Origin of the sequence: Parafrankia soli (assembly GCF_001854695.1) — a bacterium.
GTDB classification, from domain to species: domain Bacteria; phylum Actinomycetota; class Actinomycetes; order Frankiales; family Frankiaceae; genus Parafrankia; species Parafrankia soli.
The window spans coordinates 15,639-27,853 of record NZ_MAXA01000002.1 but is presented as its reverse complement, the minus strand read 5'-3'; the positions used below and the strand labels follow the sequence as shown (position 1 = coordinate 27,853).

The 12,215-nt window shown below is 68.7% G+C and carries 6 protein-coding genes; all 6 read left to right on the top strand.

The window, feature by feature from the left end; translation table 11 throughout:
- The first annotated feature begins 59 nt into the window (after nucleotides 1-59).
- Nucleotides 60-1,079 carry a phage tail tube protein gene (locus BBK14_RS01795; protein WP_131802136.1) on the top strand — a complete coding sequence of 340 codons (1,020 nt, stop codon included), beginning with the start codon at nucleotides 60-62 and terminating at the stop codon, nucleotides 1,077-1,079.
- 10 nt (nucleotides 1,080-1,089) lie between these two features.
- Nucleotides 1,090-1,470: a hypothetical protein gene (locus tag BBK14_RS01790; protein ID WP_071059485.1), complete on the top strand. Its 381-nt coding sequence runs from the start codon at nucleotides 1,090-1,092 to the stop codon at nucleotides 1,468-1,470.
- 217 nt (nucleotides 1,471-1,687) lie between these two features.
- Nucleotides 1,688-4,336: a phage tail family protein gene (locus BBK14_RS38665; RefSeq protein WP_071059484.1), complete on the top strand. Its 2,649-nt coding sequence runs from the start codon at nucleotides 1,688-1,690 to the stop codon at nucleotides 4,334-4,336.
- Entirely contained in the window at nucleotides 4,336-7,323 is a 2,988-nt protein-coding gene (locus BBK14_RS01780) for an SGNH/GDSL hydrolase family protein (RefSeq protein ID WP_071059483.1), read from the top strand. Before BBK14_RS38665 ends, BBK14_RS01780 begins: the two co-directional genes overlap by 1 nt.
- A complete protein-coding gene (locus BBK14_RS01775) occupies nucleotides 7,323-9,809 on the top strand; it encodes a LamG domain-containing protein (RefSeq protein ID WP_071059482.1) in 2,487 nt (828 codons plus the stop codon). Before BBK14_RS01780 ends, BBK14_RS01775 begins: the two co-directional genes overlap by 1 nt.
- Before the next feature lie 51 nt (nucleotides 9,810-9,860).
- Nucleotides 9,861-12,002, top strand: a complete 2,142-nt coding sequence (locus BBK14_RS01770) for a malectin domain-containing carbohydrate-binding protein (RefSeq protein WP_071059481.1) — start codon at nucleotides 9,861-9,863, stop codon at nucleotides 12,000-12,002.
- Nucleotides 12,003-12,215: the final 213 nt, after the last annotated feature.

The following is a 12,215-nucleotide window of genomic DNA, read 5'->3' as shown; positions in this document are numbered from 1 at the left end:
CTGTAACCAAGCCCCGAGGCGTCGCCTACGGGGCTCTTTCTCATGCCCTGGAGGGGCCGATGCCACCCGGATCCGGTCTGTCTGGCCAGCTCATGATGGGCAACGAGACGACCCACGGCACCTACGCGACACCCACCCGCGGGTACGAGATCCGGGCAGGATCCGGTGAGTTCGGCCTGCAGAAGGGGATCACGGAGTCCGCCGGCCTGCGGGCGACCGGGCTGGTGCAGCGGGGGAACCGTCGCCGGGTGGCCACTCGGCGGGCGGAGGGCAGCTTCACCGTCGATGTCATGCCGAGGGGCCTGGGGATCCTGCTGCGGCAGATCTTCGGGGGGACCGTCACCCCCGTGCAGGTCGGCAGCACCGACGCCTACACGCAGACGTACACGCTGCAGGACATGGGCCCGAACCTCGGGGCCACGATCCAGCTCGGCGTGCCGGACGCGGGCGGCACCGTGCACGACTACTCCTACCTCGGCTCTCGCTGCGTCTCGGCCACGTTCACGCAGGAGGGTGGCGAGACCCCGCCGCCGCTGGCGCTGGAGACGTCCTGGCACATCAGGAACGTGACCGAGGCGCAGACGCTGGTCACATTCGTTGACCCGGCCGAGGCCGAGGTGCCGTTCGCGTTCGCGGACTGGGAGTGCCTGATCGGTGAGTTCGGTTCCGAGGCCGCGATTGACGGCATCGCCGGCTGGAACCTCGCCATAGGCCGCGGGCAGAAGACGGACAGGTACTACGCCAACGACGCGGGTCTACGCCGGGCGCCGATCCTCAACGCGCTGACCGAACTCGGCGGGTCGCTGACGAGCGACCTCCTGAACAAGGCGGACCTGTTCGACCTCGTCGAGTCCGACGGCCAGTTCTCGATGATCAACCGTTGGACCGGCCGCGAGATCGACACCGGCGAGAACTGCCTGGTGGAGATCAGCACACCGATGTGCTTCCTCAACACCGGCACCCCGTCGCTCGCCGGCGGGTTCGAGGTCGTCAGCGGCGAGCTCCCTTACGTCGTCCGCGACGACGACACCAACGCCCCGATCACCGTCACCTACACCTCCCTCGACACGACCCTGTAGAGGAGTCCCGTTGCCCACAGTCCCGCTCGCCGGCGGCCATAGCGCCCAGATGCGCGACGCCGAGACGATGACCCGCCGCGAGGAGATGGCTCACCGCAAGTGGATGGCGGGCGAGACCGGAAATCTCGAGGACGACGACCGTGAGGGCGGCGTCGAGGTCGAGGACCGGGTGAGGAACCGGATCGTCCACTCGCTGCTGGAGTCCTGGACCCTCACCAAACCTGACGGGTCACCCCTCGTCGTCTCGATCGCGGCCGTTCAGGACCTGTCGTCGCTCGACTTCCACCGGCTGCTGGCGGTGGCCAAGCCCGCGGTCGACGTCCTGTTCGGCCGCGGCGCGCCGGACCCAAAATCCGCGACCAGCTCCGACTCGCCGGCTACGCCGGACTGACCCGGCGCTCCCTCGAGGGAATCCCCTCCGACTGGCTCGACGTCGTCGCCTACGTCCAGTGGGCCGAGGCCTACGGCTGGACGCCTGAGCAGGTAGACGCGCAACCCGCCGCGCTCCTCGAGCGCATGGCCATCGCCTCGGGCGCCATCAACGCCGGCCGCGATCAGCGCGCCAAGCAGGACACCGACAACTCCACATAGACCCGGCGGGGGGTGCGATGGCCGACGCCAGCGCGACGATCGTCCTGACCGGCCGGGATGTCTCCGCCTCCCGCGTCCTGGCCGCGCTGGGCCGCCAGGCCCTCGAGACCGCGGCGCAGGTGCGCGAGGTCGGCGAGGGTCTGGACCGGGTTGCCCGCAACGTCACGGCCCGCATCAAGGTCGATGTCACCCCCCGCACCGCGTTGACCGAGCTGCGCCAGGCCATCGACCGCCTGAACAGGACGACCACCGTCCGGGTGCGGGTCGCGCTCGGCAGCGCGATGCGCGACCTCGACCGGCTCGGCTACGCCCTCAACGAGCTGCAGTACCGCGAGCAGACCGAGGTCAACATCACGGTCGACATCGACTCGACCGCCGAGGTCCGCGAGCTCAACACGTTGCTGGACCGGATCGAGCGCGACATCCGGGTGCGGATCCGGGTGGACGAGGACGGCGGCGGCGGAGCGGGAGGCGAGGGGGGCGGCGCCGGCCGGCTCGGCCGGCTTTCGGAATCGCTGCAGGCGGTCACCCGCTCCGCCCTCACTACCACCGCCGGCCTGGCCGCGCTCGGTGCGAAGGGCGGCGCCGGCCTGGCCGGCCTCGCCGGCGGCCTGCAGGCAGTCGCCACCCTCGGCCAGGTCCTCTCCCAGGCGGGCGCGGCTGCGGGGATCGCTGCGCCCGCAATCCTGACCATGGTCCAGGCGCAGGGCACGCTCAAGCTCGTCACCGAGGCGGCCACCCGGGAGCTCGAGCGGTACAAGCCGCAGTTTGACGGCATCAAGAAAGCCGCCGAAGAAGCGTTCTCGCCGAAGTTTCGCGAGGCCCTTAAGATTGTTTCTGGCTCTTTCCCGGTCATTTCTGAGGGCGTCGAGAAGACGGCCCAGGTCTTCGGCCAGCTCTCAGTCGAGGCGGCGCGCGTATTCAGTGGGAAGGCGTTCAACCGGGATCTCGAAGCCATCATGGACACCAACGCCGAGGCAACCCTCAACCTCGGCCGCGCCGGTATATCGATGGCCGGCGCGTTCTGGGATGTGGCTATCGCGGCGAAGGACGTGTGGCTCAACTTCACCCACCTGATCGAGGTTGGCGCCCGCCAGGTCGCCCTGTGGGTGGAGGCCAAGCGGGAATCCGGCGAGCTGACCGAGAGCATCCGTCGGGGAGCCGAGACTGTCGGCAACCTGGTCACCGGACTGTTCGATTTCGGCGCCGGCATCAAGGCGCTTTTCTCTGCCATCAACGGCGACACCAAGACCACCGCTCAGGGTTTCGCGGACATGGCCGCGTCCTTCCGAGGATGGGCCGAATCGGTCGGCACGCAGACCGCCATCACGACCTTCTTTCAGAACCTGCGCACGGTCGCCGGCCTGGCGAAGCAGGAGGTTGTCGCCCTCGCGGACCAGTTCGCCCAGGGGCTGAACACCGGCCAGGTCAACGAGGACGCGTCCGGCCTGAGCCTGGTTTTCCAGACGCTCGGCGTGCGTGCGGGAGATGTGGCACGGCTTTTCCGCGACGAACTGTGGCCCACCCTCCAGACGGTAGGCGCGTTCATCCGGGACGATGTGCTACCGATCGTTTCGGAATTGTCGCTGATTTTCTCTGACACTTTGAATGCGGCGATCGCGACCGTAGCCAGGATCATCCGCGACGATTTGGTGCCGGTTTTCGAGTCGATGGCTCCGATCGTGCGCGATGTGATCGTCCCGGCGATACGCGATCTCGCCACGTGGTGCCAGGACAATTTGTTTCCAGCGGTCGAGCAGGTGGCCGCGTCAATACGAGACGATTTGAAGCCTGCCTTCGACTCGATATACACGACGATCATGGACAACAAGGCGGAACTGAAGCTACTCTGGCAGGCTTTGCAGGATATCGCGACCATCATTCTCACCGTGGTCGCTTTCGCGATCGAGAACAACCTGGGAAGCGCGGTCAAGGCGGCGACCTTGGCGATCCAGGCCTGCATTGAGGCGGCGGCGCAGTTCGTCGTTGCGGTACTGAATCTGGCTTCCGCCGTCCTCGGAGCGGCGATCGAGATCATCCAAGGGTTCAAGAATATCGTCGATGCCGCGATCGGCATGGTCTCCGGCGTGATCAGTGTGATGGCCAAACTGCCGGGACCCCTCGGTGCCCCCTGGAAGGAAGCAGAGAAGGCCATCAACGCCTTCCGCACCACCGTCAACACTGACCTCACCACCGCCGAGGGTCGCGTACGCGACGCGCAGACCCGCATCAACGGATTCCTCGACGGGATCCGCGACAAAACCGTGACGATCACACTCCAGGAACGGCGTTTCATCTCGGAGCAGGTAACTCGTAACTCGGCCAACGGACTTATCGCTGCCGGTGCTGGTACGCCTGCCCGTGCGGCCGGCGGCCCGGTCGAGGCAGGGCAGCCGTACATGACGGGTGAAGCCGGCCGGGAATTGTTCGTCCCCTATTCCGACGGCTACATCTTCGATGCCGCCACGACGGCACGGATGGCGCGTCAAGGGCCACGGGCAATGGCGATGGCGGGCGGCGGAACGACCTACGTCACGAACAACTACTACACCATCGAGGGCTCCGTCGTCACCGAGCGGCGCCTGGCCGAGGTACTGGCCGTTCCTGTGCGCGACGCCATGAATTCGCGCATCTCCAAATCGAATGGACGGAGGACCGGCCTCTAATGCCCGCCGCGACGAGCTGGTCAAACCCGATGCCGGGGGACGAGTCCAAGCGCGGCCTGTGGGCCGAGCAGGAAATCAACCCGATCCTCACCCTGATCATGACCGCGTTGCAGCGTTTGGAGATCGCTGGCGGCGTCGTCGCCACCGACGACACCACGGCGCGTGACGGCCGATTCGAGAACATCACCGGCCTGCGTCGGGTGGTGATTCTGCCCGACGAGAACGAGGGCGGGATCCTTCTCCAGGACGGTGGCGGCGACGAGATCGTCAACATGTTCCTGGCCGTCGACTCGTTCGGCGCACCGATCGCGTGGATTCAGAACGCGGGYGGCCTGGGCGTGAACGACAGGATCGGCACCTTCCGCGGCCTGTTCTMGCCGCCCGGACACCAAGCGGATATCTACGGCTACCTGCGGCGCAACGGGCACACCGAATTCTCCTGGCCCGGCCCGGCCGGGAACATGCTCACCCACGAGGACGCCGCACAGGAGCAATTCGAGGGCACCCGGTCCGGCACCCTCGGGAGCTGGCAGGTCCCATTCGGCGAGGGCGCGATCGCCCGCGTCGACGAAGACCCGATGTCGGTCCCGCCGTCCGGCTCGTTCTCCTCGATCCGCCTGACGGCCAACACGACCTCCCTGCATGCGGTCACCGCGACCGAGGTGGACGCCTACCCGGTCACCGCCGGCGAGACGTACTCCGTCGTCCTGAACGTGCTGGCCGAGGACACCGCGCGCGGCGCGGCGGGGGGCCTGCAGTGGTTCGAGGCCGACGGGACCTTCATCAGCCAGCACTACGGCACGCCGGTCACGACCGTGCTCGACGAGTGGGTCGAGATCGCCAGTGGGGGCCTGGTCGCGCCGGTCGATGCGGCGTTCGCCGCGCCGGCGCTCGAGGTCGCGACGACCGCGGCCGCCGAGCACTTCCGGCTGTCGGCCATCGCCCTCTACCCGGGGGTGCGGACGCGGTACGGCCCGCCGTTCGTCGGGTCCGGCGTCTACGGAGTGTGGGGTGAGGCGGCCGAGCGCGACCGCTGGCACGACAGCAGCACCGACACCGACTATGTGTGCACCGCCGGCGGCGTCCCGTCCGTGCAGCTGTGGGAGGAACGCGAGAGCGCGGGCCCCGAGATCAGCACGGATGACCCGCTGCCGCTCGGCACCGCCGACCCGGGCTCCTCCGGCGACCTGGCCGACGCCGCGCACGTGCACCCGGTCGGCGAGCTCATCGACGAGGACGCTCTCGCCGCGGCCCTGACCACGGTCGCCGCGCCCGCGCTGCGGTCCTGGCGCGCGGCCCTGGCCGGCCGCCCGTACGGCCGGGCGAGCCTCGTGGTCATCGGCTCGTCGACGACAGCCGGTGTCGGGGCGACGACCCGCACCCGCCGGTATGTCGACGTGCTCGCCGGCGACCTGCAGCGCTGGTACACCCCATCCCACGCCGCAGGCGGCGTGCACATCCTCGGCACCGATACCGGCTGGACGCCCACGGGGACCGTCGGGACGGACGCGCACGGGCTCGGCCTGGCGTCCAAGACGTTGGCCACCTCGGCGACGCTGACCCGCGCCGACACCTGCACCGGGTGGGAGATCCATTTCGCCCAGGGGCCGGGCGCCGGCGCGTTCACGTACGCGGTCGACGGCGGGTCGGCGGTCACGGTCACGCCGGACACGACGGGCACGGCCAACAGGCATGACGGTGTGGTCTCGACGCCGACCATCGCGGCTGGCTCGCACACCCTCGTGCTCGCCGCGACCGCGGCCACCGTCATCTCCGGCGTCTACGCGCGGAACGGCGACGAGTCGGCCGGGATCCGGACCTACGCCTCGGGTCTGTCCGGCGCGACGTCGGCGACGTTCGCGACGGCGGCCGACTCGTTCCACCAGCGGCTCGCCGCGCTGGGCGTCCGCCTCGTCGTGATCATGCTCGGCAGCAATGACTACGCCACCGGCATCACCCCATCGGCCATGGTCACGAACCTGCAGGACTTCATCGACAAGATCCGCTCAGCGGTCAGCCCGACGCCGAGCTTCCTGCTCGTCGGGACCTATCTGCGCCTGGACGTGACGTCCCCGGCCGCCCCGTGGGGCGACTATCTCGAGGCCCTGGCGGGCCTGGCCGCCGCCAACCCGGGCCTCGTCGACTACATCGACATCAGCGCCCCGTACCCGGCCACGGTCATCGAGAACCAGGGCGACCACCTGATCGGCTCCGACCTGATCCACCAGGGCGACCCGGGCCACCGGCTCATGGCCGATGCGATCCTCGGCACGCTCACCGCTCCCATGCCCACGGCGATGCCCGCGCTGCCGTTCGACCCGCGGCAGATCGGCGGCCTGCTCGCGTGGATCGACGCGGACACGCTGGGCCTGGCGGACACCACCGCGGTGGCGACGTGGGGTGTCCGCGGCCTGGAGCACGCCGCGCTCACGCAGGGCACGAGCGGGAACCGGCCGATCTACCGGACGGCCCGCGTCAACGGGCGGCCGGCGGTGGTCTTCACTGCGGCGTCCAACCACTACCTGTCGAGCGCCACCTGGGCGGCGAAGCGCAGCACGCCGCTGACCGTGTTCTCCGTGGCGAAGCTGACCACGGGCAACACCGGCAACATCTACACCGGCCAGAGCGGCGTCTACGCCTACGCCGGCAACAGCGTCTCCGGCACCCTCGCGGTCGGCTCGGGCGCGACCACCGAGATCACCCAGTCCATCTCCATGGACACCTGGCATGTCATCGCCACCGTTTACAACGGCGCGAGCTCGTCAGTCTGGGTGGACAGCGACAGCGCCACCGCGACCGGCACCACCACGACCGGCGCAAACAGCGCGTTGCCCGGCCTGCGGCTCGGCACGAACAGCGGCGCGTCGAGCAACTGGCTCGACGGCGAAATCGCAGAGCTGATGATCTACCACCGGGCGCTGACCACCGAGGAGATCGCGGCGATCATGATCTGGCTCGGCGCCCGGTACGGGATCACGATCACCTGATGGTCGCCGAGGAGGGGACCTACGGCGGCGGGACCTACGGCGAAGGGCTCTACGGCGGCGGCCTGCCCGACATGCCCGCCCGGCTCACCCGCGTGGCGTTCGACCGGGACGCCTACGCCCTCGGCGGGATCATCACCGGTACCACCTCGACGTGCGAGTCGCTCGAGGGCTGGTCGGCGTACCAGCACTGCGAGATCGACCTCAACATCAACTCTGCGTGGTGCTACGCGGGCACCGGATCCATCAAGATCACAGCCGATGGTGAGGGGGACGCCGAGGTCGCCGCGTTCGGCCTCGGGACCGACGGCTCGATCACCTCCGGGCGCACGTACCTGCTGTGGGTACACGTCCGCCCGACCACCCGGCAACGCGACATCCGCGTCGAGCTGCTCTGGAAGTCAGCGACGGACGTGTTCCTGACCGCGGCCTACTCAGTCCGGACCGAGCTCGCCGTCGGCTGGACCAAAATCGGCGTACTGGCCACCGCCCCGCCCGCCGCCCGCCGCCTCGACATCGGCGTCGACGTCCTCGGACCCGAGGCCGGCGAGGTCCACTACCTCGACGCCGTCACCGTCGAGGACGCGGGCCAGGACATCAGCGAGCACGTCGCCTCCTGGCGGTACACGCTGTCCGGCCGGAACGCCCGGTTCGGGCAGACCGAGGCCGGCTCGGCGACGGTCCTGCTGGGCAACGAACACGGCTGGTTCACCCCCGGCCGCGCGGCCACCGTCGAGGCGCCGTTCGGCGGCAACATCGTGCCCCGGCGCAGGGTGTGGCTGCTCGCCCGCTACGCCGGCATCCTCTACCCGGTCTGGTCGGGCTACACGCAGCGGTGGACGCAGACCATCCCGGGCTCCCAAGCGCGCGCATCCGAGGTCGAGCTCGAGTGCGTCGATGCGTTCCGCTGGCTCACCGCGGCGCTCGTGCCGCCGCCGTATCGGGCTGAGATCATCGCGTCGGGGCCGCTGTCCTACTTCCCGCTCGACGAGCCGGGCGAGAGCGCCTACGCCGGTGACCTGATCGCCGGCTACCCGGCCGCGCTCGTCACCGCCGCCGGCGGCGACGGCGGCTCGGCGTTCGGCGCCCCGTCCGCGCTGCCCGTCCTGCTCTCCGGCGCGACGTCGGACAGCGGCTCCACGAGCCTCGGCCTGCACCAGGACGACGACGTCCTGACCACCAACCAGGGCGCGGTGCTCGACTTGAGGTTCGCCGGCGGGATGCCCCCGCAGCTCGACCTGGCGCCCTGGTCACTCGAACTGTGGATCGTGCCCCCACTCGGCCCACCGACCGGCACCGCGCAGGTCATCTACCACCAGATCGTCCCGTCCGGCGGCGTCGACTACCTGTCCGGGTTCATGCTGACCATCGAACTGAGCGGCCAGCTGCAGCTGCGCACGGGCGGCGCCGAGGTCGTGGCCACCACACCCGGCTCCGTCTGCGACGGCCGCGGGCACCTGGTCACCGTCACCTACCGGCCCGGCGGCGCCCACGGCATCGCCGAACTCTGGCACAACAGCGTGCTCGCCGGCGAGCTCGAGCTCACCACCACACCCATGCCCGTCGGCATACCGCAGGTCGCCCAGCTCGGCGGCGCCCTACACACCCTCACCGGCGCGATCACCTACCGGTTCACCGGCAGAGCGGGACACGTCGCGCACTACTACCGCCAGCTCCTGGCCGACGAGATCGCCGCCCACTACCGCGCCGGCGCCGACGGGCACCACCTCGAGACCGAAACCGACCGGCTTCACGCCATCGCCCGCTACGCCGGCTGGCCCCTCGAGGACACGAGGTTCGACCGCGGCCTCACAACGTTGCTGCCACGTGACTGGTCGACGTCGAACCCACTCACCCTCGGCCAGGACGCCGCCCGCACCGCCGGCAGCGTCACCGTCATCGACGCGGCCGGCTGGTGGCGCTACCCACACCGATACCGCTGGGTCAACACCGTGCCGGTCCGCGCAGATTTCCGCGCCAGCTACGGCACCGAGCCCGAGAGCGTCGATTTCCAGCCGTGGCTGGACGATGACGAGGTCATCAACGTCTACACCGTCACGCGGATCGCGGGCGCCTCCATCAGCGTCCGCGACCAGGCCAGCATCGACCGATACGGCCTGTCCGAAGGCGAGACAGTCGCGCTCGGCGCCGCGTCCGATGACGAGTCGCTGATCCAGGCGCAGTGGAAGCTGGCGCGCACCGCCGAGCCGCGGACCCGCGTCGACACCGTCCGCCTGGACCCGGCCAGCGCGGCGCCGCTCATGTGGCCGACCGTGCTCCCGCTCGAGTTCGGCGACCGGATCATGATCGGCGATCTACCGGAAACCGCACCGGCTCCGGAGATCGATGCCCTGATCGGCCAGATCGAGGGCGAGTGGACCGCGGAGACCTGGTCCCTGCTGTTCCGCCTGGAGCACGCCCAGCTCGACACCATGCTCGTCGCCGGAGACCCGATCTACGGATACCTCGGTTTCCCCGCCGGTTACTGACCCGGCCGCACCGCTCCTTTTCAATTCCATACCGCCGCCCTGGAGGGTCGCATGGCGTATCCGATTCCCGTGCTGCCCACCATCCGGTACGGCAACGAGGTGCCCGCGCAGTACCTGCTGGGCCTGGAGAGGGCACTGCAATGGCAGATGCGCGGCGGCTCGGACGGCGCGCCGATCGTGCGCCTGGGCGCCGACGAGGCCYAGGAAATCCCCAACGACGAAGACACCGTCATCCTGTGGAACGTCGCGATCTCCAACGCCAACGGAATGTGGGACGCCGACGAACCCGGAACGATCACATTCCCGGTCGCCGGCCACTACTGGTACCGCTGCTCATTCCAATACAGCGCCAACACCAACGGCGTGCGCAAGTTGTGGCCGCTCATCAACGGCGTCGACCTTGAGGGCAGCGACGACCGCAGCGAACCCGGCGCAGGCCTGGAAACCCTCACCGTCACCGGCTTCTTCACCGTGGCCGAGGCGACCACCGTCCAGTTCCTGACCAAACAGACCAGCGGCGGAGCGATGTTCGCCGGTACCGGGAACTTCAACCCCCGGCTCGACATCGCATGGTGGGGCCGCCTCTCCGGCCAGATGCCCGCCTACGACGCCGGCGACGCCTCCGAACTCCCCGAAGGCTTCGCAGCCGCGCTCGCCGCCATCAACGACCGCATGGCCCTGCACGAGGCCCGACTCAACGCGCTGGAATCGACGCAGCCGACCCCACCACCGGACCCTGAGGTGGTCACCCAAACCATCCGGATCAACGCGGGAGGCGGCGGCTTCACCGACGCCCGTGGGGTTGTCTGGGAGGCCGACCGCGGCGCCACCAACGGCACGGTGTCACTGCAGGGCTCAGGGCACGTCTACGGCACGCAATACGACGACCTGTATTTCAGCGAGCGCTGGGGTGCAAGCGTCACCTACACCATTCCCGATCTTCCGATCGGCACCGCAACGGTGCGGCTCCATTTCTCGGAAAACCACACGGCGACCGACGCCAATGGTGAACGGATCTTTGACGTCACCGTGAATGGCGTCCTCGCCCGCGACAACTACGACATCTTCGACACGGCCAATGCGCAGTACACGCCGGTCATCGAGGAGATCGCGACCACGATCCCCGGCACCGGCGTATGCACAATCCAGCTCACCTCGAGCGTGAACGCCGCGACAATCATGGGAATCGAGATCCTGTGCGAGGGCGACACCGCACCCCCCGACCCTGATCCCGGCGGCGACCCACCAGCCCCGATCGCGCGCTGGCGCTCCGGCGTCACCCGGCCCGAAGGACAGCAGCAGTACACCCAGATCTCCGTCGACCAATGGGGGGCATGGCGACAGCGCCCCTGCGACATCACCCTCACCTACACCAACCGGGGCGGCGGGTGGCCGGACCTGGTCGCACCCGGATACACGGTCAACAACTGGACCCAGAAGAATCTCACGGTCGTCATCGGTCAGCCGTTCACGCCGAATTCCCTGGGTAACGGGGCGAACGGAAACCAGGCCCGAGCTATCCTCAACGGCGCCGGGAACGCCTACTGGCCGCAGTGGGGAACCACCCTGAAGAACAAAGAAGCGGCGGGCTTCGTTCCCTACGTGACCGAGTTCGGGTGGGAGTTCAACGGCTCGTGGATGTTCCACAGCGCCACGAACCCGACGGAGTTCGTGGGCGCCTACCGGCGGTGCGTCGACCTCGTCCGGTCCACTCACCCGGGCGCGATCTTCTCCTGGACAGTGAACGCCGGATACAGCCAGAACCCGCCATCCCACGACGCCCGCAACTGTTACCCGGGCGATGACTACGTCGACATTATCGGCGTAGACCTGTACGACCATTTCCCGCAGGCCATCGGCTACGCCGCGGTCGACAACCGGGAACAGAACAACGTCGGCCGGGCCGAATACTGGCGCGAATTCGCCTACGACCGCAACAAGCCCATGATGTTCCCGGAATGGGGGCTCAACAACTCGACCGACGACCAGGCGAACGGCGGCCGAGACAACCCCGACTACATCGAATGGATGTTCGACTTCTTCACCCAGCTAGACGAAGACGACATGCTGTTCGGGGAGATCTACTACAACGACCGCAACACCAAGAACGTGTGGAGCGACCTCATGGAAGGCTCGCGAAACCCGCTGTCGTCCGTGCGGTACCGCCAACTCTGGCTACCCGCCCAGCCCTAACGCCCGCGGCGGGAAACCGCCCCCACCCGCACAACATCAGATGAGGGGACATGCGCCGATGGGGTACTGGGCGGCTGAGCAGCCTGCGCGACTGGATCCTGCTACTCGGGGGGATGGCTGGGGCCGGCCACGAGACAGTGTTCCGCAGCGTCGACCGACCTTGGTTGTTGTTCCTGTTCGCGGCGATGATGGGCTTGCCGTACGCCCTGGGCG

What these genes read in the sequence shown, in the direction of transcription:
- BBK14_RS01795 (WP_131802136.1), top strand. Translation starts at nt 60, where the DNA reads ATGCCACCCGGATCCGGTCTGTCTGGCCAGCTCATGATGGGCAACGAG.
- BBK14_RS38665 (WP_071059484.1), top strand. Translation starts at nt 1,688, where the DNA reads ATGGCCGACGCCAGCGCGACGATCGTCCTGACCGGCCGGGATGTCTCC.
- BBK14_RS01775 (WP_071059482.1), top strand. Translation starts at nt 7,323, where the DNA reads ATGGTCGCCGAGGAGGGGACCTACGGCGGCGGGACCTACGGCGAAGGG.